The following is a 23177-nucleotide window of genomic DNA, read 5'->3' as shown; positions in this document are numbered from 1 at the left end:
GCCGGCTCATCCCGCCCCGGTCGGCTCCGGCGCGATCAGCCCCCGGCGGTAGGCGACCGCCACCGCCTCGGTACGGCTCGCCGCGCCCAGCTTGGCCAGGATGTTGGAGACGTGCACGCTCGCCGTCTTGCCGCTGATGAACAGCTCCTCGCCGATCTGCCGGTTGCTGCGGCCCCGCGCGAGGAGCCGCAGTACGTCCTGCTCCCGTGCGGTCAGCGGCGCGGCACCGGCCGTGCCGGTCCCGGTGGCGGCGGTGAGGCGGCCCCGGCGGGTCAGTCCGTCGATCCGCTCCAGCAGTGGTGCCGCACCCAGCGTGGCCGCCGTCGCCCTCGCCGCACGCGTCTGCTCCGCCGCCTCCGTGCGCCGCTCGACGGCCAGCAGCGCCTCGGCGTACCGCACCCGGCAGCGCGCCTGCTCGTACACATCGCCGTACGCGAACGCGGCGACCGCCTTCGCCCAGGCCGCCGGATCCGGGCCGGAGGTGGCCGTCGCCCACTCCGCCTCGGCACGGGCCAGCCAGGCCTGACCCTCCGGGCCCTGCGGACGGCCCTCCTCGTCCCCCGCGGCCGAGGCCCGGGCCTGTTCCACCAGTTCGGTCGCGGTGTCCGCCCAGCGGCGCAGCGCCGGCGCGTCCCCGGCACGTCGCAGTTCCACGGTCCGGTCGGCGACCGCGGTGAGGCAGAGCGCGGCGAGCCGGACGGTGACGTCGGGCCGCCGCCCCGAGACGTCGCCCAGCGCGGCGAGCGTCACCCGCATCCGCTCCACGGCCGCCTCCGGGGCACCGCGCAGCGCGGCCGCGTCGGTGAGGGCGATACCGGCGATCAGTGTGCCCATCCAGTTGAACGGCCCCTCCAGCAGGGCCTCGGCCCGCTCGACGGCCCCGGCGTCGCCCCGTGCCACCGCCACGTACAGCGCGGGACCCGCCGCGAAGGCGCCCGTGGCCGGCAGCACGGCCTCGGCCTCGGCCGCCGCGCCGAGGCACGCGTCCCAGCGGCCGAGCGTGTACAGCGCCAGCAACTGGAGATACCGCATCTCCAGTGGATACGGCGAGGACAGCAGCCCGGTGCGGCGGGCCCGCTCCAGCGCCTCGGCCAGCAGGGGCAGGCAGCCCTCCAGGTCACCGGCCTCCAGACGGCTGATGGCCTGGTTGAACAGCGCGCGCATCTCCACCGGACCGTGCCCGGCGGACCGCGCCAGCTCCCCGGCCCGCCGCAGCTTCTCCTGGCCTTCCGCCGAGCGCCGGCCGCCTCCTTGGAGATTGGCCAGGGAGATCAGCAGATCGGCCTGGGCGTCGGCCATGCCCAGCTCCTCGGCGACGCGCAGGGCGCGCTGGGCGATGCTCAGGGCCGTCTCGTCCGCGCCGAGGTGACGGGCCGCCATGACATGGGTGGCCGCCGCCCACACCCAGGTCCGCGAGGGCGGCTCGGCGGGGATGAGCGCCAGCGCCTCGCTGCTGTACCGGAAGGCCGCCTGCAGCCGGTCCACGTTGAGCAGGTTGCCGGCCAGGGTGTAGCGGATCCGGGCGGCGAGCACGGAGTCGGCGTCCTCGCCGACCTCGGCGAGCGCGGCCCGCGTCAGGGAGACCGCCCGATGGGAGTCCCCGGCCTGCGCGGCCGCTGCGGAGGCTCGCAGGGTCAGCGTGACGGGCGCGATCCCGTCGGCGGACGGCCGCTCCTCGGCCGGCACCGACGCCCACAGGTCCAGCGCCGTCTCCAGATGCCGCAGCTCCTCGGCCGGCGCACCCAGCCGCCGGGCGTGGTCGGCCGCCTCCAGGCAGGCGGTGAGCGCCCCCGGCAGGTCATGGCTCTCGCGCGCGTGGTGGGCGCGCTCGGCGGCGGTCTCCGGGGCGCGGCCACGGGCGGCGAGCAGCCGGGCGTACGCCCCGTGCAGCCGGGACCGCTCGCCGGGCAGCAGGTCGGCGTAGACCGCCTCGCGGGTCAGGGCGTGCCGGAAGGCGTAGGTGTCGCCGTCCCCGGGCACGAGCAGCTGCCGTCCGGCGGCCTCGCGCAGCGCCGTCTCCAGCTCTTCCTCGGGGAGCCCGGCCGCCTCGCGCAGCAGGTCGTGCTCCACCCGGCGCCCGGCCACGGCGGCGGTGCGCAGCACCTGCTGGGCGGTCTCGGTCAGCTGCTCGACCCGGATCAGCAGCAGGTCCGCGAGCCCGCTGGGCACGCCGTCGGCGTCCGCGCCAGCCGCAGCGAACAGCTCCTGCGCGTAGAACGCGTTGCCCTCGGCGCGGGCCACGATGCCGCGTACGACGGCCTCGGGCAGCGGGCGGTCCTCCAGGGCCCGCACGAGCCGCGCGACCTCCGGATCGGGCAGCGGCCGCAGTTCCAGCCGCTCCACGGCCGGCAGCCGGACCAGTTCGGCGAGCAGCGGGCGCAGCGGGTGGCGTCGGTGCAGATCGTCCGCCCGGTAGGAGGCGAGGACCGCGAGGCGCCGCTCGGGGCCGCCGCCCGGCCGGTGCAGCACGCCCCGGCTGAGCAGGAAGCGCAGCAGGTCCCGGGAGGACTGGTCGGCCCAGTGCAGGTCCTCCAGGACCAGCAGCAGCGGTGCCACGGCGGCCAGTTCGGCCAGCAGCCCCGAGACGTCCTCGAACAGCCGCAGCCGCCCGTCGGGGCCGCCCGCCGGATGGGCGCCCGCGCCCAGCAGCCGGTCCACCGCCGGATGCGCGGCCAGCACGGACGAGAAGCGTGCGTCGGCGGCGAGCACGCCGAGGATCTCGGTGAACGGCAGATACGGCAGGCCCACGTCGCCGAGGTCCACACAGTGCCCGGTGACCACGGTGCTCCCCGCCCGCGCCGCCCGCCCCGCGACCTCGTCCAGCAGCCGTGTCTTGCCTACCCCCGCGTCCCCGCCGACCAGCACCGCCCGCGCCGCACCGCCCCGGACACGCTCCAGCACACCCAGGAGCCGGGCCAGTTCCTCGTCCCGCCCGATCAACGGCGGCGCACTGAAGGCGATCTGCGACACGCCCCATCCTGACACGCAGGGCACAGCAGCGCCCCAGTAGGCACTCAACCGCTCGGCACTCAACCCCGAAGCGTCTCCGCCCAGTTCTCCGGTACCCGCCCCGCGGGCCCCGGCACCGGCTGACCGGCCGGATGGCTGTCGGGCGGGGCGAGCCCCGGACCCGAGGTGAACAGCTCCTCCGTGGCGTAGTCCCAGAACCAGTCCTCACCCGGTTCGAAACTCTGGATCACCGGATGCCCCGTGGCGTGGTAATGCGCCGTCGCATGCTTCGCGGGCGAGTCGTCGCAGCAGCCGATGTGCCCGCACTGCGCGCACCGGCGCAGATGGAACCACCAGCCGCCGGCCTCCTCGCACTCCACGCAGCCGGTGCCGCTGGGCGGGACGTTCACGTCGAACCCCTCGACACTTCTCATACGGCTTCCTCCGCTCGCTCGATGGACGTGTCCGGCGTCTCGGCGGTCAACGGCAGCAGCACCTGGAAGCGGGTGTCGCCCGGCACCGACTCCACGCGCAGGCTTCCGTGGTGCTTGTTGACGACGATCCGCCAGGAGATGTCCAGGCCCAGCCCGGTGCCCTCGCCGACCGGTTTGGTGGTGAAGAACGGGTCGAAGATCCGGTCCTTGATCTCGGGCGGCACTCCGGGCCCGGTGTCCTGGAACTCCACTTGGAGCCGCTCGTGGTCGAGCGCGGTCCGCACGGTCAGCGTGCCCGTGCCGCCCGCGCCGTTGATGGCGGACACCGCGTTGTCGATCAGGTTGGTCCACACCTGGTTCAGCTCGGCCGGATAGGCGGGCACCGGCGGGAGGGTGCGGTCGTACTCCTTCACGACCTCGATGCCGGCGCCGATCTTGCCGGAGAGCATCAGCAGGGTGCTGTCGAGGAGTTCGTGCACGTCCACCACGCGGTAGGGCGCCCGGTCCAGCTGCGAGTACTGCTTGGCCGCGTCGACGAGATGCGAGATACGGGTGGTGGAGTCCTCGATCTCGTTCATCAACAGCTCGGTCTCGATCGTGTAGTTGAGCCAGCCGATCGCACCGGCGAGGATCTCCTCGTCCACGGCGGCAGCGACCTGATCCAGCCAGTCGACGTCGAGTCCGGCCTGCACGAAGGTCGGCGCCACCTGCCAGGCCTGACCGATGCCGTGGTCCTCCAGCCAGTCGGTGAGCAGGTCCTCGCGGTCCGCGGCCTCCAGCGGGCTGAGCACCGGGGCCTTGGCGACCCGCTCGGCGGTGCGCTCCTGGATCTCGATCAGGCTCGCCAACGCGTCGCGGGAGAAGGGGCCTTCGGCGATCATGGCGAGCTTGCGCCGCATCTTCGCGACGCGTTCGCGGAGCGTGGCCGTCGCCCGTACGGCCGCCGCCGCGGGGTTGTTCAGCTCGTGCGTGAGCCCCGCCGACAGCGAGCCCAGCGCCAGCAGCCTCTCCTGCTGCCCGATCGCCGCCTGGGCGCGCTTGGACCCGAAGAACAGGCCCTCCAGCAGGTGTACGGCCATCGGGAACCACTCGGTCATGACGTCGGCGAAGATGTCCGCCGGCAGCACGAAGAACCGGGTCGGCTCCGTCACCCGCATCGAGTTGTTGTAGACCTGCTGCACCCGGTCGCCGATGTAGGCCTGCATCGCGCCCGCGTACACCCCGCGCTGCGAGGTGCGGGTGACCTCCACGTCGTCGCCGCCGACCCGGCGGGAGAGCACCACCGTGCCCTCGATCAGCACGAAGAAGCAGGTCGCCGGGTCGCCCTCGGTGTACACCGGCCCCGGCTGGAACAGCTCCACCTTCCCCTCGCTGCACAACCGGCCCAGCTGTTCGGAGCTCAGCTTCTCGAAGAGGAACAGCGAGCCGATCTCCTTGGGGCTGCACGGCATGATCTGCCCGCTCATGACTGCTCCTGATCGTTCATGACTGTTCCAGATACCGGTGGACGAGCATCACGGCCATGGCTCCCTCGCCCACGGCGGACGCGACCCGCTTGGCGGACTCGGCACGCGCGTCACCGGCCACGAACACGCCGGGGACGCTGGTCTCCAGGTGGTACGGCGGCCGGTCCAGCTCCCAGCCGGCCGGCGGCCGCCCGTCGGCGGTCAGATCGGGCCCGGCCAGAATGAACCCGCGCTCGTCGCGCAGCACCGCGTCGCCCAGCCAGTCGGTCAGCGGCGCGGCGCCGATGAACACGAACATCCAGTGCGCGTCGACCCGTTCGCTGTCCCCGGTCACCGTGTGACGCAGGGTCAGCTGCTCCAGGTGGTCCGAGCCGTGTGCCGCGTCGACGACCGTGTGCGGGCGCACCGAGATGTTCGGCGCCTCGTTGATCTGCTGGATCAGGTAGTGCGACATCGAGGCCGACAGGTCGGGGCCGCGCACCAGCAGCGTCACCGACTTCGCGCCCCGGGACAGGTACATCGCCGCCTGCCCCGCCGAGTTGGCGCCGCCGACGATGTAGATGTCCTGCCCCTGGCAGGCGGCGGCCTCGGTCAGCGCCGAGCCGTAGAACACCCCGCAGCCGGTGAGATCGGTGCAGCCCTGAGCCTCCAGCTGCCGGTACTGCACGCCGGTCGCGAGGATCACGCTGTGCGCGGCGATCGCCGAGCCGTCCGCGAACCGTACGACCCGGGCGGCGCCGTTGACCTCGAGTCCCGTCACCTCACGGGCGGTCAGGATCTCCGCGCCGAACTTCGCCGCCTGCCGCCGCGCCCGGCCGGTGAGCTGGGCGCCGGAGACGCCGTCCGGGAAGCCCAGGTAGTTCTCTATCCGGGAGCTCTGCCCGGCCTGCCCGCCGGTCGCCGACCGCTCCACCAGCACGGTCCTGAGCCCCTCGGAGGCCCCGTACACCGCAGCGCCGAGCCCGGCCGGCCCGCCGCCGATCACGATGAGGTCGTAGAAGTCGGCCGTCGGCGTCGTCGCCAGACCCACCCGCGCCGCCAGCTCGGGCGCCTCCGGTTCGACCAGTGCGCCGCCGTCCGGCGTGATCACCAGCGGCAGCCGCCGCCCGTCCTGCCCGGCGGCCGCCAGCAGCCGCTGCCCCTCCGGCTCCTCCACCGAGTACCAGCGGTACGGCACCTGGTTGCGGGCGAGGAACTCGCGCACGTCCGAGGACCGCGCCGACCAGCGGTGCCCGACGACCTTGGTGCTGGGCACGGGCCGGTAGGCGCTGGTGCGCCAGGCCTGAATCAGGTCGTCGAGCACCGGATAGAGCTTCTCCTCCGGCGGATCCCAGGGCTTGAGCAGATAGTGATCGAGATCGACGACATTGATCGCATCGATGGCGGCGTTGGTGTCCGCGTACGCGGTCAGCAGCACCCGCCGCGCCCCCGGATAGACGTCCAGCGCCTGTTCCAGGAACTCGATGCCGTTCATCTGCGGCATGCGGTAGTCGGCCAGGATCACCGCCACCAGGTCGCCGCGCAGCTTCAGCTCGCGCAGCGCCTCGAGCGCGGACTCCCCGGACTCCGCGCGCACGATCCGGTACGACTCGCCGTAGCGGCGCCGCAGATCGCGGGCGACGGCACGGGAGACCCCCGGGTCGTCGTCCACGGTCAGGATGACGGTCCGCGCTGCGTCGGCGCCCTGTGCCATACGTCTCTCACCCCGAGCGTTGGTTCCACGGGTCGGTGTCGTGGGGACCACCGCACCGGTTCGCAGCCATCGTATGTTCGATCGGCCCGGTTCGCCCTGGCATACGCCGGGCAGCGCGGTCATGCCGTGCTGCTCGCCGTGCCGGCCGGCAAGATCGCCACCACGGTGGACGTCGTCTCGGTCGCCGGACACACGGGCATCCGGAACATCCCCGGGCCGCCGCACACCTCCGTGGCGACCCTCATCCGATCGCGGCGGGCTTCGCGCCCCTCGTGCCCAGCCTGCGCGCCCCCCTACCCCCGGGGAACCGTCCGACGGCTCGTGAAGGAGATCGTCGTGCCGGTGCGCGACGGTGTCCGATAGTGGGCACCAGCACCACGAGAGCGGCGACGAGGAGGCCACGCATGACACGCCCGGTCACGGCAGGGGTGGACGACAGCCGGGAGAGCCTCGCCGCGCTGGACTGGGCGGGCCGGGAGGCCGTACGCCGTGGGCTGGCCCTGCGCGTGGTGCACGCCTGGCGGTACGCCGAGTCGCTCGCCACCGCCGACCGGGACACCCAGCACGGATGGGTGTCGGAGGGCGTGTCCGAGGCCGTGCGTGCCGTCTCCGAGCGGCATCCGGGGCTCGCGGTGAGCGTCGACGTGGTCGAGGGCGAGCCGGTGCACGCGCTGGCCCGTGCCGCGGCGGAGGCGGAGATGCTGGTGCTGGGCTCGCGCGGGCACGGGCCCGTCCTCGGGTTCCTGCTGGGCTCGGTCGGCCGGCAGGTGATCGCGGAGGCGAGCCGGCCGGTGGTCCTGGTGCGCGCCGGGGACCGGCCGGCGGCCGAGGCCGCCGGGCGGGACGTCGTCGCCGGCCAGCACGGCGACCCGGAGGACAGCGCGGCCGTCCTGCGGTTCGCGTTCGAGACGGCGGCGGTCCGCGGCGCTGCCGTCCGGGCCGTACGGGCGTGGACCCTGCCGCCGGTCTTCGCCTACAGCCCCGGCTCGCTCAAGCTCCTCGACGACGCGGGCGGGCTCGAACCCCTCGAGCGGCAGGCGCTCACCGAGGCGCTCAGGCCCTGGCGGGAGCGGTTCCCGGAGGTGCCCGTGGCCGAGCACGTCGAGATGGGCAGCGCGGGTCAGGTGCTGCTGTCGGCGGCCGGCCGGGCCCAGCTGGTGGTCGTCGGGCGCCGGGCGCACCGTACGGCCGTCGGCGCCCGGATCGGCTCGGTCGCGCACGGGATGCTGCACCACGCCGAGTGCCCGGTCGCCGTGGTCCCGCACGAGTGAGCTACTCGGCCTCGGCCGGCTCCAGGGTGGCCCGCGCCCCGGGCAGGACGTTCTCGATGTAGTCCTTGACGGCCGTGCCGAGGCCTATGTCGTGCTGGGCGCGCTCGGACAGGTACCAGCGGTGTTCCAGGAGTTCGTGGTAGATCTCGGCCGGGTCCATGGCACCGCGCAGCTGAGGCGGTACGGCCCGCACGGTGGGCCGGAACACGTCCCGCACCCACCGGTGGGCCAGGACCTCCGGGCGGGCGGCGAGGGGATCGCCGGGGGCGTGGTCGTCCTGGGTCGCCATCCAGCTCTCCAGGTCGTTCAGCAGCCGCCGCGCCTGGTTCTCCTCGGCGTCCAGGCCGGTCAGCCGCAGCAGCTGGCGCTGGTGATGGCCGGCGTCGACCACCTTCGGCACGAAGGTGACCGTGTCGCCGTTCGAGGAGTGCTCGATCTGCATCTCGGCCACGTCGAAACCGAGTTCGTTCAGACGGCGGATCCGGCGTTCGATGTAGTGGTACTTGCCCGCCGGGTACACCGAGGTGCGGGTCAGCTCCCGCCACAGGCCCTGGTACCGGGTGCAGATCTCGTGCCCGAACTCCACCGGGTCGACGGACGGGTGCAGCGCACCGGACGCCTCCAGGTCCAGCAGCTCGCCGCTGATGTTCACCCGGGCCAGGTCCAGGTCGTACTCCCGCTGCCCGGGGCTCAGCCGCGGGTGCAGGTCGCCGGTCTCGGCGTCGACCAGATAGGCGGCGTAGGCGCCCGCGTCCCGCCGGAAGAGGGTGTTGGACAGCGAGCAGTCGCCCCAGGCGAACCCGGCCAGGTGGAGCCGGACCAGCAGCACGGCGAGGGCGTCCATCAGACGGTGCATGGTCGCCGGGCGCATGGTCGTCTCGAACATCGAGCGGTACGGCATCGAGCCGCGCAGATGCCGGGTGACCAGGACCGGCTCCAGCGGGGCGCCCGAGCCGTCGGTCCGGCCGGTGATCACCGCGAGCGGGTCGACGGCGGGGATGCCGAGCCGGTCGAGGTCGCGCAGCAGCCCGTACTCGCGCAGCGCGGGCCGCTCGGCCAGCTCCTTCACGGCGATCACCTCGTCGCCGGCCTGCGCGTACCGCACGACGTGCCGGGAGATGCCCCTCGGCAGCGGCACGAGGTACTCCCCGGGCCACTCCTCCAGGGGCACGTCCCAGGGCAGGGCGAGCAGGAGCGCGGGATGCTCCGGGTTCGTGGCGCTGATCTGCAAGGCCATGGCACGAACCCTAAGGCCCGGACCGGCTGTTCTAGGAGGCCCGGTCCCGGGCCTGCTCGGCCGCCGCGCGCACCGAGCCACGGTGCACCGGCCCGTGCCCCGGCAGCAGGGTGTCGCCGTCGAGCGCGCCGATCGTCTCGAGGGAGGCCAGGACACCGGCGCGCTCGTGGTGGAAGAAGTCGAGCAGTATCTGCGGGCCCTTGACCCGCGAGGTCGCGTGCCCGGTGGCCAGGGTGTCGCCGGAGATGACGATGCCCGCCTCGGGAAGGTGGTAGACGCAGTGGCCGTCGGTGTGGCCCGGGGTGTGCACGGGCACCGGGCGGCCGGGCAGGTCCAGCGGGCCCTCGCCGGGGAACGGCTCGGGAGCGGTGACGGGGTTGTGCTCGGTGCCGCCCAGGCGGATCACATGGGCCGCCCAGGGCACGACGCCCGGCCGCCAGGCGTTGCGCACCACGTCGCCGATGGAGGCCTGGTGCAGGAACTCCCGGCGCGCGTGCGGCACTTCGGCCGGGTGCAGGTACACCGGGGTGCCGTGCGTCGCGCGCAGGTACTCGGCCGAGCCCAGGTGGTCGTTGTGCGCGTGGGTGATCAGGACGGCGGCGACCGCCTCGGGTGAACTGCCCACTTCCGCCAGGGACGCCAGGACTTGCTCACGGTCTCCCGGATAGCCGGTGTCCACCAGGGTGACGGCGTCCCCGTCCTGCAGGATCACCCAGTTGACGTGGCTGCCGTGCACCAGATAGGTGCCGTCGGCGACTTGGTGTACCTCTGCCCGCATGATCTCCCCGAGCCCTGTGCGGCTGACCGTCGGGGACAGCCAACCAGATGCGGCGGCGCCCCGCACCGTCGGGTCGCGTCAGTGCACGCCGTGCGGACGGAACTGGATGCTGATGCGCGGCCCCGCGGCCCTGGTCGACTTCGGCACGCAGTGTTCCCAGGTCCGCTGGCAGGAGCCGCCCATCACGATCAGGTCGCCGTGCCCGAGCGGCCGCCGCAGCGTCGTGCCGCCTCCGCCCGCCGGGCGCAGCAGCAGGTCCCGGGGCGCGCCGACGGACAGGATCGCGACCATCGTGTCCTCCCGCGCACCCCGCCCGATCCGGTCCCCGTGCCAGGCGACGCTGTCCCGGCCGTCGCGGTAGAAGCACAGCCCGGCGGTGGTGAACGGCTCGCCCAGTTCCCCGGCGTAGTGCCGGGACAGGGCGTCGCGCGCCTCGTCCAGCACCGGATGGGGGAGCGGGTCGTGCGCCGTGTAGAAGGCCAGCAGGCGCGGCACGGCCACCACGCTGTCGTACATCTTGCGGCGCTCCGCCCGCCACGGCACGTCCGCCGCCAGCTTCTCGAACAGGGCGTCGGCGCCGCTCAGCCAGCCCGGCAGCACGTCGATCCAGGCGCCGGCGCCCAGCGCGGTCCGGCGCAGCCCTTCGAGCGGGCCGAGCCGCAGCTCGTCGGTCTGGTCGAACAGGGAGCCCTGGAGGTGCGTGGACATGGGTCCAGCGTACCCCTTAATCGAAAATGTGTTCCCTTGATTCCGCTCTGACTCCGGGCTTTCGATACACCGCTGTATCCGATACATTCCCGTATCGAACGAGAGGTGGCTGCCCATGGAGGAGACGGCCAGGCGCGTCACCCGGCGCCGGGTCCGCACCCGGGCCCGGCTGCTTCAGGCCGCGTTCGAGGTCTTCGCGGCCAAAGGGTTCGGACGGGTCTCCATCGAGGAGGTCTGCGAGGCCGCGGGCTTCAGCCGCGGCGCCTTCTACTCGAACTTCGCCACGCTGGACGAGCTGTTCTTCGCGCTCTACCAGGAGCGCGCCGACCTCATCGCCTCCCAGGTGACCGAGGCGCTCGCCCAGGACGGCCCCGGACTCGACGTGCCGACGGCCGTGGACCGGGTCACCGAGGTGCTCCTGCTCGACGTGGACTGGCTGCTGGTCAAGACCGACTTCCTGGTCCACGCCGCCCGTGACACGGAGACCGCCCGGGCCCTCCTCGACCACCGCACCCGGCTCCGCGAGGCGATCGCCGACCGGCTGTTCCGGGCCCGCGGCCACACCGAGCTGCCCGCCGTGCTCGGTGACGTGGCCGGTGCCGCGCACGCCGTGGTCGCCGCGTACGACGGCGTCACCGTCCAGCTGCTGCTGGACAAGGACGTCGACGCCGCCCGGGTCTGGCTGGGGCAGCTGCTCACCGCCCTGCTCACGGACGGCGGCCGCACCCCGCACCACCCCGGCGCGACCACCCCCGCATGACCCCGCACGCCGCCCCGCACCAGCCCGTACGACCCCCGCATGAGGATCCCCAGGGAAGGACACAGTCACGATGGACGCGGACGTCATCGTCGTCGGAGCGGGCCTCGCCGGCCTGGTCGCGGCGCACGAGCTCACCAGCCGGGGCCGCCGGGTGGCCCTGGTCGACCAGGAGAACGCCGCCAACCTCGGCGGACAGGCGTTCTGGTCCTTCGGCGGGCTCTTCCTCGTGGACTCGCCCGAGCAGCGCCGCCTCGGCATCAAGGACTCCTTCGGCCTCGCCTGGAGCGACTGGCAGGGCAGCGCGCGGTTCGACCGGCTCGACGACGAGGACTCCTGGGCGGTGCGCTGGGCCCGCGCCTACGTCGAGTTCGCGGCCGGCGAGAAGCGGTCCTGGCTCAAGGGGCACGGCATCGAGCTGCTGCCGACCGTGGGCTGGGCCGAGCGCGGCGACCTCAGGGCGGGCGGGCACGGCAACTCGGTACCCCGCTTCCACATCGCCTGGGGCACCGGCACCGGCGTGGTCGAGCCCTTCGTCCGCCACGCCCGCCAGGCCGCCCGGGACGGACTGCTGACCTTCCACCACCGCCACCAGGTGGACGAGCTGGTCATCGAGGACGGCACGGCACGCGGGGTACGCGGCACCGTCCTCGCCGAGGACCACTCGCCGCGCGGTGTCGCCTCCAGCCGCGACCGGGTCGGCGACTTCGAACTCACCGCCCAGGCGGTCGTCGTCACCTCCGGCGGCATCGGCGCCGACCACGACATCGTCCGCCGCTACTGGCCCGCACGGCTCGGCACCCCGCCGGCCGAGATGGTCACCGGCGTCCCCGCCTACGTCGACGGCCGGATGCTCGACATCAGCGCCGAGGCCGGCGTCCGGCTGGTCAACCGCGACCGCATGTGGCACTACACCGAGGGCCTGCAGAACTGGGACCCGATCTGGCCCGGCCACGGCATCCGCATCCTGCCCGGCCCGTCCTCCATCTGGCTGGACGCCCTCGGCCGCCGCCTGCCCGACCCCTGCCTGCCGGGCTACGACACCCTCAGCACCCTCGAGTACCTGCGCACCACCGAGGACATCGCCGGGTACGACCACTCCTGGTTCATCCTCACCCGGAAGATCATCGAGAAGGAGTTCGCGCTCTCCGGCTCCGAGCAGAACCCCGACATCACCGCCAAGGACCGCAGGGCCGTACTGCGCGACCGGCTGCTCGGCAAGGGCGCGCCCGCACCGGTCAAGGCCTTCCTCGACAAGGGCGCGGACTTCGTGACCGCGGGCAACCTGGAACAGCTGGTCGGCAAGATGAACGCGCTGACCGGCAAACCGCTGCTGGACGCGGCCGAGGTGCGCCGCCAGATCGAGGCCCGCGACCTGCAGATGGCCAACCCCTACAGCAAGGACTCCCAGGTCCAGGGCATCCACAACGCCCGCCGCTACATCGGGGACCGCCTCGGCCGGGTCGCCTCCCCGCACCGCATCCTCGACCCCGCCGCGGGCCCCCTCATCGGCGTCCGGCTGCACGTTCTCACCCGCAAGACCCTCGGCGGCATCCAGACCGACCTCGACTCCCGCGCCCTCGCCGCCGACGGCACGCCGATCGACGGGCTGTACGCGGCGGGCGAGGTGGCCGGCTTCGGCGGCGGCGGTGTGCACGGCTACAACGCGCTGGAGGGCACCTTCCTCGGCGGCTGCCTGTTCTCCGGGCGGGCCGCGGGCCGGCACGCGGCCCGGCACACGGGCTGACCTCAGCCCCTCAGCAGCTCCAGCAGGACCTGCGCGTGGCTCCGCTCCGGCGTCTTCGACGCGGTCAGCAGGGTCACGCGCTTCCCGCGGGCCGCCGTACGCAGGCCGTCGAGGAGGCCGGCGGCCTCCGGAGCGTCGAGCTCCGCCTCGTAGCGGCTCCTGAACTCCTCGTAGGAGCCGCCCCCGTGATACCACGTGCGCAGCTCGGTGGACGGCGTGAGCCCCTTGGGCCACTCGTCCACGCGGGCCACGTCCTTGGCGAGGCCGCGCGGCCACAGCCTGTCGACCAGCACGCGCAGGCCGTCGTCGGGCTCGGGCGGGTCGTAGATCCGGCGCACGCGCACGCTCACGGTCCTCACTCCTCCCGGGACGGCGGACGGTGCCGCGAGCCTAACCCGGCGACGACCGGTGCGCCGGGGGGATACTTGGCCAGAATGGGAGGGAGACGGGACCACCGGCGCCCCTAGTCTGTCGGCCAGCCGATCACCAGCCACCTCCCGAGGAGTGCCCGTGACGCCACTTGGCAGACAGCCCGCCCGGCGCCGAACCGCCGTGCTGCGCCGCGGGGCGGCCCTCGCCACCGTCCCCGCCGTCCTCGCGGCGCTCCTCGGCGCCACCGGACCGACGACGGCGGGCCCGGCCGGCGGATCCGGCGCGGGCGACCCCTACTTCCCGCTCAGCGGCAACGGCGGCTACCACGTCCGGCACTACGGCCTGACGCTCCGTTACGACACCTCCAGCCGGCACCTCGACGGCCGCGCCGTCCTCTCCGCCCGGGCCACCCAGAACCTGGGCCGCTTCGACCTCGACCTGGACGGCCTGAGGGTCACCGGGGTCACCGTCGACGGCACGCCCGCCGCCTTCCGGCGCGTCGGCCAGGAACTCGTCGTCACCCCGCGCCGCACCCTGCGCGCGGGCCGGGACTTCCGGGTCACCGTCGCCTATGACGGCACCCCGAAGCCGGTCACCGACCCCGACGGCAGCACGGACGGCTGGATCCCCACCGACGACGGCGCCTTCGTCGCCGGCGAGCCACAGGGCGCGATGACCTGGTTCCCGGCCAACAGCCACCCCAAGGACAAGTCGTCGTACGACATCACCGTCACCGTCCCCCAGGGGCGGACGGCCGTCGCGGGCGGCGTGCTGCTCGGACAGCGCACCGAGCACGGCCGTACGACCTTCCGCTGGCGCGAGACCGAGCCGACGGCCGCCTACCTGGCCACCGTCACCATCGGAACGTTCAAGGTCGAGCAGTACACCACCCCCGACGGCATCCACGTCTACAACGCCGTCGACCCGCGTGAGGCGAGCGCGGCCGCACCGGTGCTGAAGAAGCTGCCGTCCGTGGTCGCCTGGGAGAGCAAACTGTTCGGGCCGTACCCGTTCCGCTCCGCCGGGTCGATCGTCGACCACGCCCCGGGCGTCGGCTACGCCCTGGAGACCCAGACCCGGCCGCTCTACGACTCCGCGCCCGACCTCAGCACCCTGGTCCACGAGAGCGCCCACCAGTGGTTCGGCGACTCCGTCTCCCTGACCGCCTGGAAGGACATCTGGCTCAACGAGGGCTTCGCCACCTACGCCGAGTGGCTGTACGCCGAGCAGCACGGCGGCGACAGCGCCCAGAAGACCTTCGACGCCCTCTACGCCCGCCCGGCGAGCGACCACCTGTGGGCCTTCCCGCCCGGCGACCCGGGCAGCGGGAAGAACATCTTCGACGCGCCCGTCTACGCCCGCGGCGCCATGACCCTGCACGAACTGCGCAAGGCCGTCGGCGACCGGGACTTCTTCAGGATCCTGCGCGCCTGGACGGCCGGGCACCGCGGCGGCCACGGGACGACGGCACAGTTCACGGCGCTGGCCGAGCGGATCTCGGGGAAGCGGCTGGACGGGCTGTTCCACACCTGGCTGTTCACGAAAGGCAAACCGAACAGCGCCTGAATCCTGACCGGTTCCCAACAAGTGTCGGCCAGGGTCGGCACCATGATCCATCGCAGAACCGCCGTCGCCGCCCTCGTCTCCCCGCTGCTGCTCACCGGCTGCGGCGGCGGAGCCGAGGCGACCGAGCGCCGGACACCCCCCACCCGCCCGGCACCCACCGCCACCCCCGCGATACAGGCGGAGCAGGCCTCCCGGGGCATACCCGGCCTCGGCCCCGTCATGTCGGCGGCGCTGCCCGAGTGCTGCGAGCAGGCCGTGGTCGTCACCGGGCGCGGGAAGGACTCCCCGCTCTGCACGGTCGTCCTGCACCAGCGCACCGTCCCCGGCTGGCAGTCCGGCCCCGCCTGGCCCGGCAGCAATGCCCTGCGCGGCTGGAGCGCCCACCACGTGCTCGGCGACCTGCGCTCCCCGCTCGGCCTGTACACCCTCTCCGATGCCGGCGGCCTGCTCCCGGACCCCGGCAGCAGGCTGCCGTACCACCGCTCCGGCGGCTTCCACTCGCCGGGCACCGGCTTCGAGGGCGAACCGCTCGAGGGTTGTTTCGACTACGTCATCGCCATCGACTACAACCGCGAGCCCGGCACCTCCCCGCTGGACTGGACCCGGCTGCTCGGCCCGAAGCGCGGCGGCGGAGTATGGCTGCACGTCGGCCACGGCGGCCCCACGCACGGCTGTGTCAGCGTCGCCAAGGCCCACATGAGGGAACTGCTGCACACCCTCGACCCGCACCGGCATCCGGTCGTGGTCATGGGGTACGCCGACTTCCTCGCCGCCTGAGCCGCCTAGGATCCGAACCCGTGTGCGCACATGTACTGGTCGCCGAGGACGACGAGAAGCAGGCCGAACTGATCCGCCGCTCCCTGCTGGCCGAGGGACACACCGCCACGGTGGTGCACGACGGCGCCGCCGCGCTGGAGGCCGCGCGCGGCCTCAGGCCCGACCTCGTCGTGCTGGACCTGATGCTCCCGGTCGTCGACGGCTTCGGCGTGTGCCGGGCCCTGCGCGGCGGCGGGGACCCGGACATCCCGGTGGTCATGCTCACCGCCCGCTCCGCCGAGGACGATGTGCTGCTCGGCCTCGAACTCGGCGCCGACGACTACATGACCAAGCCGTACAGTCCGCGCGAGTTGATGGCCCGCATCCGTACGGTGCTCAGGCGCAGCGGGCGCGGTCTCGGCACCCGGGAGGACGACCCCGTGGTACGGGCCGCCGGGATCGGCGTCGACCCCGTACGGCACGAGGTGCGCTGCGACGGCGCGGTCGTGGAATGCACGCCCGCCGAGTTCCAGATCCTGCTGGCCATGGCCGCGGAGCCGGAACGGGTGTTCACCCGGCGGCAGTTGCTGCAGTGCACCCGCGGCTTCGACCGGGCCTCCACCGAGCGGGCCGTCGACGTCCACATCATGAACCTGCGCCGCAAGATCGAGACCGACCCGCGCCGCCCCGTACGCCTGTTGACCGTGTTCGGCGTCGGCTACAAGCTGAGCGGCGCCCGCCCGTGAGGCGCCGACTGCTGCGGGTCCGGCCGGACACGCCCGAGCCGCGCGGGCGGGGCGGCGCCGGCGGGCAGGCGCCCGTCGGGCGGCGGATCCCGCTGCGCAAGCGGCTCCTCGTCCGGCTGCTGTCCGTCTCCGCCCTGATCGCCGTCTGCTCGGTGGCCGCCACCGCCTGGCTCGCGGTGACCACCACCACCAGCGCCCTGAAGGAGGAGCAGGGCCAGGACCTCGCGGCCGACAACAGCATCCTGGCCCGGCTCAGCGGGTACGCCGCCACCCACTCCGACTGGACGGAGGTCCGGCGCACCGTCCGGCAGCTGGCCGCCGAGACCGGACGCCGGATCGCGCTCACCACCGCCGACCGCACCCTGGTCGCCGACTCCGCGCCCCGCGGCACCCCGCTGCCGCCCCGGCCCGCCGCCACCGTCGACCCGCTGCGCACCGACACCTACAGCGAGACCGGCGCCCAGCTCAGCGGCATCGATCCGCGCGTGGTCGGCCCGTACCTGCTCCCCGCGCAGGAACGCGCGAAGCTGGACGCACTGGCGGCCAGACGCAAACAGTGCTACGAGCGCTACGGCCTCCAGGCCGGCATCGCCCGCACGCCGAGCGGGCGGCCCGTCGTCACCGTCCCGGAGGGCACCGACCCGGCCGGCTACGGCGCGGCGGTCTGCGAGGACGGGCTGCTCAACACGCCCACGCCGACCGAGCACAAGGCCCTGGCCGACCTCACGGACCTCGCCCGGCCCTGCCTGAAACAGGCCGGCCTGGACCTCGGCGGGCAGCTCTTCCTCACCTTCGACCCCAGCGGCAAGGACCCCTTCGCCGGCGGCTACCTCGCCGCCAAGTACGCCAGTGCGGGCAAGACGGCGACGGCGCGGGCCGCCCAGCACTGCATCCTGACCGCCCGGCGTACCCAACTGGAGCCCTACGTCGCCCCGGTGGCCGACCTGTTCCTGGGCATCGGCGACCAGACCCCCTCCCGCTTCGACATGTCCCCGGCCAACAAGGCCAAGGTGATCGGCGCGGCCGGGCTGGTCCTCGCCGTCACCGTCGCCGTGACCGCCCTCGTCGCCACCCGGCTGGTACGGCCGCTGCGCGCGCTGACCGAGGCCGCCCAGCAGCCGCCCGAACTGCACGTACGCGTCCCGGTGACCACCCGGGACGAGACCGGCATCCTCGCCGAGGCCTTCAACGACCTGACCGAGCGCCGCGCTCGTCTCGAGGCCCAGCGCAAGGCGATGGTCAGCGACATCGCGCACGAGCTGCGCAGCCCGCTCACCAACATCCGCGGCTGGCTGGAGGTCGTCCGCGACGGAGTCGTCGAGCCCGACCCGCCCCTGCTGGACTCGCTGCACGAGGAGGCGCTCGTCCTCCAGCGGATCATCGACGACCTGCAGGACCTCGCGGCCGCCGACGCCGGCACCCTGCGGCTGCACCGCGAGCCGCTGCGGGCCGGCGATCTGCTGGACCAGGTCGCCGCCGCGCACCGGGTCGCAGCCAGAGCCGCCGGGGTCGCCCTGCGCACCGAGGCCGACGCCGGCGCCTGGCTCGACGCCGACCCGGTGCGGATGCGGCAGGCCCTGGGGAACCTGGTCTCCAACGCGCTGCGGCACACCCCGGCCGACGGCACGGTCACACTCGCCGCCCGCCGCGACGGCGCTCACGTCGTGCTGACCGTCACCGACACCGGCACGGGCATCGCGGCCGAGGACCTGCCGCACGTCTTCGACCGGTTCTGGCGCGCGGAGAAGTCCCGCAGCCGTCGCACCGGCGGCAGCGGCCTGGGCCTGCCGATCGTGCGCCACCTGCTCGCCGCCCACGAAGGCACGGCCGAGGCCGCGAGCGAGCCCGGCGCGGGCGCGGTCTTCACCCTGTGGCTGCCCGCCCGGCAGCCGCCGCGCGAGGAACCCTGAAAGGGCGGGGATTCCTGGCTCCCGCCGGGGGGTAATCCGGTCGCGCGGCGCCGTCGAGGGAGGTCTTGCCATGAGCGCACCGGAGGACCTGCCGGTCGTGTCCACGCTCGCCGAGGTGGCCCGCCTGGTGGACCGGCGGCAGGGCCTGTACGTCCGCTGGTCGCAGGGCCCCGGCGCCGACCTCGCCGAGGTCTCCAGCACCGACGACCTCACCGGCGTACCCATGCCCGGGCTGTCCGCCAGTCCGCTGGAGATCGAAAGCTGGTGGGCGGACCGGTCGGTGGAGCTGTGGGTGGCCCGCCGTCTGTACGACTACGCGCATCTGCCGCACGACAAGGGGCCCGGCGTGCGTCCCTGGGTGCTGCGCGGCCGGGAGGCCGGCCGGGGCCCCGACAACGAGCCGCTCGTGACCGATGCCGAACCGCTGTGCTGGATCGCGGACGAGGTGATCGAGGCGGCGAAGAAGGAGGTGGCCCGGCAGGAGCGGGAGTGGGGGACGCTGCGCCGCGGGGGCCGCTGAGGCCCGGACCGTGGGCGCCGGGGTCAGCCGGAGCGCGGCCGGGTGCGGGTGCGGCGGCTCAGTGCCCGGCGCTCCAGCTCGGTCGTCCCGCCCCAGATGCCGATGCCCTGGCCCGTCCCCAGCGCCCAGTCCAGGCACTCCTCCCGGACGGCACACCGGCCGCAGACCGCCTTGGCCCGCTGGGTCTGCACCTGCGCCGGACCGGTGGTGCCGATGGGGAAGAACAGGTCGGGGTCCTCGTGACGGCACGCGGCGTGGTCGCGCCAGTTGTCCATGGAAGTCTCCCGGATCCGATCGAAGTCGTCCGTGCCTGTCGAATGCGTACTGCGGGTTCGGGTGACCGGTCGGGGCGGTGTGAAACGGCGTGTGCGACAGGGGTTCGAGCGACGACCGCGATCCGGCCACGGGCGGGCGCGGGGCCACGGACGGGCCGCACGCGCTCAACAGGCCGGGGAACGGGGCGGACAGGCCGGCGGGCCGAGGGCACCCGTACCCGACCGGGCACCGGGGGCGCGGAGTTGGGGGCGAGAACCGGCTGGGTCCGCCGTCCGCCGCGCCACCGCCCGACCACCCTACTCCGCAGGGCCCTTCCCTGGGTGCGAAACGGACAAAGCGTGACCTGGGCGTCAGCGGCGCAGTGACTCGGTCGCCGTCACCGTCACCGCCTCGGCCAGTGCGGCCAGCGCGGGGGAGTCCAGCCTCCACTGCTGCCAGTACAGCGTGACGTCCATCCACTCCTCGGGCGCGAGCAGTACCAGCCTGCCCTCCGCCAGCAGCGGACGCGCCTGGACCTCCGGCACCATGCCCCAGCCGAGCCCGGCGGCGACCGCGTCCAGGAAGCCCTCCGAGGTGGGCACGAGGTGCCTGAGCGGGCCGGCGGAGCCCCGGCCCAGCCGGCGTACGAAGGCGTCCTGGAAGTCGTCCTTGCGGTCGAAGACCACCACGGGGGCCTCGGGCAGCGCCTCCGGCAGCGGCCGCCCGCCCAGGTGGTTCGCGGTGAACTCCGGTGCGGCGACCGGCAGATACCGCATCCGGCCGAGCGGCCGGACGGTGCAGCCCGGCACCGGATCGGCGGCCGTGGTCACCGCCGCCATCACCAGACCCTCGCGCAGCAGGGCCGCCGTGTGGTCCTCGTCCTCCCGGTGCAGTTCGAAGCAGAGGCCCGCCACCCGGGTCAGCGCCGGCAGGAACCAGGTCGCCAGCGAGTCCGCGTTCACCGCCACCGAGACCCGGGTCGGCTCCCCGGCACCGCTCAGGCCGAGTTCACCCCACGCGTCGCGTTCCAGCCGGGCGAGCTGCCGGGCGTAGCGCACCAGCACCGCGCCGGACTCCGTGGGCCGCACCGGCTTGGTGCGCTGCAGCAGCACCCGGCCGGTGCGCTGTTCGAGTGCCTTGACCCGCTGGCTGACCGCCGACGGGGTCACGTGCAGGGCGGCCGCGGCGGCGTCGAAGGTGCCCTCGTCCACCACGGCGAGCAGGGTCCGCACCTGCTCCAGCGGAAGGTCCGTCATCACGAGCGCTAAGGATACGTAAGAAAGTTTAGCTGTACTTGCGGATGCCGGCTTCCTAGGTTCGATGCATGAACCACGCCCTGACCGCCGCGGCCGCCGGATTCGGCACCGGCCTCTCCCTGATCGTCGCCATCGGCGCCCAGAACGCCTTCGTCCTGCGGCAGGGGGTGCGCCGGGACGCGGTCCTCGCCGTGGTGGGGATCTGCGCCCTGTCCGACGCGGTGCTCATCGCGCTCGGCGTCGGCGGGGTGGGGGCGGTCGTGGTGGCGTGGCCGGGCGCGGTCCGGGCGGTCGGGATCGTCGGTGGCCTCTTCCTGCTCTGCTACGGCGTCCTCGCCGCCCGCCGGGTGCTCAGGCCGGGCCCGGCCGGGCTGAGCACCGAGGGCGAGTCCGCGGGCTCCCGGCGCCGGGCGGTGCTCACCTGTCTGGCGATGACCTGGCTGAACCCGCACGTCTACCTGGACACCGTGTTCCTGCTCGGCTCCCTGGCCGCCGACCGGGGCGCGCTGCGCTGGACCTTCGGGCTCGGGGGCGCGCTCGCCAGCCTGTGCTGGTTCGCCGCACTCGGCTTCGGGGCCCGGCTGCTCGGCCGCTTCCTGGCCCGGCCGGCGGCGTGGCGGGTGCTGGACGGCCTGGTCGCCGTCACCATGCTGGCGCTGGGAGCCATGCTCATGGCCGGGTCCTGAGCCGGTCCTGGCAAAAACCCGTTCGGTTGCACAGGGTCCCGCTGAGATAGTCAGGCTCTCGAAGCGAAAAGATGTAGCGAGCAACCTCTATCGGCAACAGGACACCCGTGGACACGAGCGAGAGCAGTACCACCGAACCCGGCGCCGCGACGGACGCGGCGGCTCCGCCCCGGCGCGGCTGGCGCCGCTGGGCGATGGACACCCGTCCGCTGAGCATCCCGGCCTACCGGCGGCTGTGGACGTCGACCATCGTCACCGCCGTCGGCAGCCAGCTCACCGCCGTGGCCGTGCCCAAGCAGGTGTACGACGTCACGCACTCCTCGGCGTGGGTCGGCTACGCGAGCCTGGCCGGCCTCGTGCCGATGGTGGCGTTCGCGCTGTGGGGCGGCGCGGTCGCCGACACCGTGGACCGCCGCAGGCTGCTGCTGGTCACCAACACCGGTATCGCGGTCACCTCGCTGCTGTTCTGGGCGCAGGCCGTCACGGGGATGGGCTCCGTCGCCGTCCTCATGGTGCTCCTCGCGTGCCAGCAGGCGTTCTTCGGCCTCAACTCCCCGGCTCGCAACGCCTCCATCGCCCGGCTGGTCCCGGCCGAGCAGCTGCCCGCCGCCAACGCGCTCGGCTCCACGGTGATGCAGACCGGCATGGTCGCCGGCCCGCTGCTCGCCGGTGTGCTGATCCCGGTCATCGGGCTGCCCGAGCTGTACCTCATCGACGCCGTGGCGCTGTGCGTGACCGTGTGGGCCGTCTTCCGGCTGCCCGCGCTGCCGCCGCTCGGTGAGGCCGGCGCCCGCCGGGCCGGGGTGCGCGAGATCGCCGCCGGGTTCCGGTACATCTCGCGCCACAAGGTGCTGCTGCTGTCCTTCCTCGCCGACATCGTCGCCATGGTCCTCGGCATGCCCCGCGCCCTGTTCCCGCAGCTCGCGGCGCAGACGTACCACTCCTACGGCGAGGGGCTCGCGCTCGGCGTGCTGTTCGCCGGCATCCCGGTCGGCGCGGTGCTCGGCGGCCTGTTCTCCGGGGTGTTCTCGCGGGCCCGCCGGCACGGCCGGATGGTCATCGGGGCGGTCGTCGGCTGGGGCGTGGCCATCGCCGGGTTCGGGCTGAGCGGCAACCTCTGGGTGGCCCTCGCCTTCCTCGCCGCGGCCGGTGTCGCCGACATGGTCTCGATGGTGTTCCGCGGCGCGATCCTGCTGTCGGCCGCGACCGACGAGATGCGCGGCCGGATGCAGGGCGTGTTCACGGTGGTCGTCGCGGGCGGTCCGCGCCTGGCCGACGTCCTGCACGGCACGGCCGGCGCGGCCTTCGGCCCGCGCGCCGCCGTGGCGGGCGGCGGCGCCCTGGTCGTCGTGGTGATGCTGGCCCTGTCCGCCGCCGTACCGGCGCTGCGCCGCTACCGGATCTGAGCTACAGCAGACCGCCGCGCCGCTTGGTCGTGTACTGGTCCATCAGCTTGCCCCGGGTCGTCTCCAGGCGGTGGGCGAGGATCTCGGCCACCGTCCGGACCAGCGAGAGGCCGAGCAGCGGGTCCTCCACGCACAGGGCGAGCACCGAGGGGCCGTCGAACTCGTAGGCGCGTACGTCGGTGAAGGCGACCGCGCCGAAGTCCCACTGGTACGGCGGGAACAGCCAGGACCAGCCGAGCATGTCGCCCGCGCCGAGCGTGGCCACGGTGATCCGCTGCCGGGAGGTGACCTGCTGGTCCAGGTGGACCGCGCCGGAACGGATCACCCAGAACCGGTCGGCGGTGCCGCCCGCCTCGAAGATGCGGGTGTCCTCCGGGAACGAGACCTCCTTGGCCAGTTCCATCAGGCGTTCGCGCTGCGCCTGGGGCAGGGCGGTCAGCAGTTTTATCGCTTTGGTCATGGCGCGGCGCTCCTCGCCGAGGCGGTCCGGGGTGCTTTCCCTAAGCCCATTTCAGCCGCTGCCGCCCCGGTGGGCACCTCGAAGGACGCGGATTTCCCCGGCGGCGGCCCGGTGCGCCGCCCGGGTGCAGGCAGCAAGAAGCCCTGGCTGGACGGGGGAGACCAGCCAGGGCCGTATGCGGTGACGCGACAGAGGGAGGAAGGA

General features: G+C 73.6%; 21 protein-coding genes. 10 read left to right on the top strand and 11 right to left on the bottom strand.

What is annotated here, in order from left to right:
* Positions 1-6: 6 nt before the first annotated feature.
* Genes ACWDEN_RS00170 through ACWDEN_RS00155 form a run of 4 tightly spaced genes read right to left on the bottom strand, consistent with a single transcriptional unit; the run spans position 7 to position 6542 of the window.
* Positions 7-2970, bottom strand: a complete 2964-nt coding sequence (locus ACWDEN_RS00170; protein WP_450856406.1) for a helix-turn-helix transcriptional regulator — start codon at positions 2968-2970, stop codon at positions 7-9.
* A gap of 59 nt (positions 2971-3029) precedes the next feature.
* The gene (locus ACWDEN_RS00165) at positions 3030-3383 is read right to left on the bottom strand and encodes a UBP-type zinc finger domain-containing protein (RefSeq protein ID WP_351603722.1); all 354 of its coding nucleotides are present in this window, start codon (positions 3381-3383) and stop codon (positions 3030-3032) included.
* Positions 3380-4849 (bottom strand): ATP-binding protein, encoded by a 1470-nt coding sequence (locus tag ACWDEN_RS00160; RefSeq protein WP_450856403.1) that lies wholly within the window; start codon positions 4847-4849, stop codon positions 3380-3382. Before ACWDEN_RS00160 ends, ACWDEN_RS00165 begins: the two co-directional genes overlap by 4 nt.
* 16 nt (positions 4850-4865) lie before the next feature.
* Positions 4866-6542, bottom strand: coding sequence for an FAD-dependent oxidoreductase (locus ACWDEN_RS00155; RefSeq protein ID WP_450856401.1), 1677 nt, complete (start codon positions 6540-6542; stop codon positions 4866-4868).
* A gap of 404 nt (positions 6543-6946) precedes the next feature.
* On the opposite strand from ACWDEN_RS00155, the gene ACWDEN_RS00150 reads away from it, so the two are divergent.
* Complete coding sequence (locus ACWDEN_RS00150) at positions 6947-7813, top strand: universal stress protein (RefSeq protein ID WP_351603728.1); 867 nt, start codon at positions 6947-6949, stop codon at positions 7811-7813.
* A 1-nt stretch (position 7814) separates the two neighbouring features.
* Here ACWDEN_RS00150 and ACWDEN_RS00145 read toward each other — a convergent pair whose 3' ends face one another.
* The 3 genes from ACWDEN_RS00145 to ACWDEN_RS00135 all read right to left on the bottom strand — a co-directional run bounded on the left by ACWDEN_RS00145 (position 7815) and on the right by ACWDEN_RS00135 (position 10536).
* The gene (locus tag ACWDEN_RS00145) at positions 7815-9050 is read right to left on the bottom strand and encodes a DUF4032 domain-containing protein (RefSeq protein WP_450856399.1); all 1236 of its coding nucleotides are present in this window, start codon (positions 9048-9050) and stop codon (positions 7815-7817) included.
* Between the two features lie 31 nt (positions 9051-9081).
* Positions 9082-9828, bottom strand: a complete 747-nt coding sequence (locus ACWDEN_RS00140; protein ID WP_450856397.1) for an MBL fold metallo-hydrolase — start codon at positions 9826-9828, stop codon at positions 9082-9084.
* A gap of 78 nt (positions 9829-9906) precedes the next feature.
* Complete coding sequence (locus ACWDEN_RS00135; RefSeq protein ID WP_450856395.1) at positions 9907-10536, bottom strand: alpha-ketoglutarate-dependent dioxygenase AlkB; 630 nt, start codon at positions 10534-10536, stop codon at positions 9907-9909.
* 115 nt (positions 10537-10651) lie between these two features.
* Between ACWDEN_RS00135 and ACWDEN_RS00130 the strand changes: the two genes are divergently transcribed.
* Positions 10652-11296: a TetR/AcrR family transcriptional regulator gene (locus ACWDEN_RS00130; protein WP_351603736.1), complete on the top strand. Its 645-nt coding sequence runs from the start codon at positions 10652-10654 to the stop codon at positions 11294-11296.
* 70 nt (positions 11297-11366) lie between these two features.
* Positions 11367-13040 (top strand): FAD-binding dehydrogenase, encoded by a 1674-nt coding sequence (locus tag ACWDEN_RS00125; RefSeq protein WP_351603738.1) that lies wholly within the window; start codon positions 11367-11369, stop codon positions 13038-13040.
* Positions 13041-13042: 2 nt separating this feature from the next.
* Here the strand turns inward: ACWDEN_RS00125 and ACWDEN_RS00120 are convergent, their stop codons facing one another.
* A complete protein-coding gene (locus ACWDEN_RS00120; RefSeq protein WP_351603740.1) occupies positions 13043-13390 on the bottom strand; it encodes a DUF488 domain-containing protein in 348 nt (115 codons plus the stop codon).
* 160 nt (positions 13391-13550) lie between these two features.
* On the opposite strand from ACWDEN_RS00120, the gene ACWDEN_RS00115 reads away from it, so the two are divergent.
* The 5 genes from ACWDEN_RS00115 to ACWDEN_RS00095 all read left to right on the top strand — a co-directional run bounded on the left by ACWDEN_RS00115 (position 13551) and on the right by ACWDEN_RS00095 (position 18910).
* Positions 13551-14978, top strand: coding sequence for a M1 family metallopeptidase (locus ACWDEN_RS00115; RefSeq protein WP_450856392.1), 1428 nt, complete (start codon positions 13551-13553; stop codon positions 14976-14978).
* Positions 14979-15020: 42 nt separating this feature from the next.
* Positions 15021-15755: a L,D-transpeptidase family protein gene (locus ACWDEN_RS00110; protein ID WP_450856390.1), complete on the top strand. Its 735-nt coding sequence runs from the start codon at positions 15021-15023 to the stop codon at positions 15753-15755.
* A gap of 20 nt (positions 15756-15775) precedes the next feature.
* A complete protein-coding gene (locus ACWDEN_RS00105; protein WP_450856388.1) occupies positions 15776-16480 on the top strand; it encodes a response regulator transcription factor in 705 nt (234 codons plus the stop codon).
* Positions 16481-16566: 86 nt separating this feature from the next.
* Complete coding sequence (locus tag ACWDEN_RS00100; protein WP_450856695.1) at positions 16567-18390, top strand: sensor histidine kinase; 1824 nt, start codon at positions 16567-16569, stop codon at positions 18388-18390.
* Between the two features lie 70 nt (positions 18391-18460).
* A complete protein-coding gene (locus tag ACWDEN_RS00095; RefSeq protein ID WP_450856386.1) occupies positions 18461-18910 on the top strand; it encodes a DUF6098 family protein in 450 nt (149 codons plus the stop codon).
* A 23-nt stretch (positions 18911-18933) separates the two neighbouring features.
* Here the strand turns inward: ACWDEN_RS00095 and ACWDEN_RS00090 are convergent, their stop codons facing one another.
* Together ACWDEN_RS00090 and ACWDEN_RS00085 are read right to left on the bottom strand one after the other, a co-directional pair.
* On the bottom strand, positions 18934-19185 hold the full coding sequence (locus ACWDEN_RS00090) for a WhiB family transcriptional regulator (RefSeq protein WP_351603747.1): 252 nt from the start codon (positions 19183-19185) through the stop codon (positions 18934-18936).
* A 351-nt stretch (positions 19186-19536) separates the two neighbouring features.
* Complete coding sequence (locus ACWDEN_RS00085; RefSeq protein ID WP_351603749.1) at positions 19537-20424, bottom strand: LysR family transcriptional regulator ArgP; 888 nt, start codon at positions 20422-20424, stop codon at positions 19537-19539.
* A 65-nt stretch (positions 20425-20489) separates the two neighbouring features.
* Here ACWDEN_RS00085 and ACWDEN_RS00080 point away from each other — a divergent pair, with 65 nt between their 5' ends.
* Both ACWDEN_RS00080 and ACWDEN_RS00075 read left to right on the top strand, forming a co-directional pair.
* A complete protein-coding gene (locus ACWDEN_RS00080; protein ID WP_351603751.1) occupies positions 20490-21107 on the top strand; it encodes a LysE/ArgO family amino acid transporter in 618 nt (205 codons plus the stop codon).
* 107 nt (positions 21108-21214) lie between these two features.
* Positions 21215-22513: an MFS transporter gene (locus tag ACWDEN_RS00075; RefSeq protein WP_351603753.1), complete on the top strand. Its 1299-nt coding sequence runs from the start codon at positions 21215-21217 to the stop codon at positions 22511-22513.
* 1 nt (position 22514) lies between these two features.
* Here ACWDEN_RS00075 and ACWDEN_RS00070 read toward each other — a convergent pair whose 3' ends face one another.
* Positions 22515-22973: a cyclic nucleotide-binding domain-containing protein gene (locus tag ACWDEN_RS00070; protein ID WP_351603754.1), complete on the bottom strand. Its 459-nt coding sequence runs from the start codon at positions 22971-22973 to the stop codon at positions 22515-22517.
* Between the last annotated feature and the right edge of the window lie 204 nt (positions 22974-23177).

The sequence above is a fragment of the Streptomyces sp. NPDC001153 genome (assembly GCF_053598315.1).
Note: the sequence above shows the minus strand (reverse complement) of the source record. Positions and strands in the feature narration are given on the sequence as shown.

What these genes read in the sequence shown, in the direction of transcription:
- ACWDEN_RS00165 (WP_351603722.1), bottom strand. Translation starts at nt 3,383, where the DNA reads ATGAGAAGTGTCGAGGGGTTCGACGTGAACGTCCCGCCCAGCGGCACC.
- ACWDEN_RS00160 (WP_450856403.1), bottom strand. Translation starts at nt 4,849, where the DNA reads ATGAGCGGGCAGATCATGCCGTGCAGCCCCAAGGAGATCGGCTCGCTG.
- ACWDEN_RS00155 (WP_450856401.1), bottom strand. Translation starts at nt 6,542, where the DNA reads ATGGCACAGGGCGCCGACGCAGCGCGGACCGTCATCCTGACCGTGGAC.
- ACWDEN_RS00150 (WP_351603728.1), top strand. Translation starts at nt 6,947, where the DNA reads ATGACACGCCCGGTCACGGCAGGGGTGGACGACAGCCGGGAGAGCCTC.
- ACWDEN_RS00145 (WP_450856399.1), bottom strand. Translation starts at nt 9,050, where the DNA reads ATGGCCTTGCAGATCAGCGCCACGAACCCGGAGCATCCCGCGCTCCTG.
- ACWDEN_RS00140 (WP_450856397.1), bottom strand. Translation starts at nt 9,828, where the DNA reads ATGCGGGCAGAGGTACACCAAGTCGCCGACGGCACCTATCTGGTGCAC.
- ACWDEN_RS00135 (WP_450856395.1), bottom strand. Translation starts at nt 10,536, where the DNA reads ATGTCCACGCACCTCCAGGGCTCCCTGTTCGACCAGACCGACGAGCTG.
- ACWDEN_RS00130 (WP_351603736.1), top strand. Translation starts at nt 10,652, where the DNA reads ATGGAGGAGACGGCCAGGCGCGTCACCCGGCGCCGGGTCCGCACCCGG.
- ACWDEN_RS00125 (WP_351603738.1), top strand. Translation starts at nt 11,367, where the DNA reads ATGGACGCGGACGTCATCGTCGTCGGAGCGGGCCTCGCCGGCCTGGTC.
- ACWDEN_RS00110 (WP_450856390.1), top strand. Translation starts at nt 15,021, where the DNA reads ATGATCCATCGCAGAACCGCCGTCGCCGCCCTCGTCTCCCCGCTGCTG.
- ACWDEN_RS00095 (WP_450856386.1), top strand. Translation starts at nt 18,461, where the DNA reads ATGAGCGCACCGGAGGACCTGCCGGTCGTGTCCACGCTCGCCGAGGTG.
- ACWDEN_RS00090 (WP_351603747.1), bottom strand. Translation starts at nt 19,185, where the DNA reads ATGGACAACTGGCGCGACCACGCCGCGTGCCGTCACGAGGACCCCGAC.
- ACWDEN_RS00080 (WP_351603751.1), top strand. Translation starts at nt 20,490, where the DNA reads ATGAACCACGCCCTGACCGCCGCGGCCGCCGGATTCGGCACCGGCCTC.
- ACWDEN_RS00070 (WP_351603754.1), bottom strand. Translation starts at nt 22,973, where the DNA reads ATGACCAAAGCGATAAAACTGCTGACCGCCCTGCCCCAGGCGCAGCGC.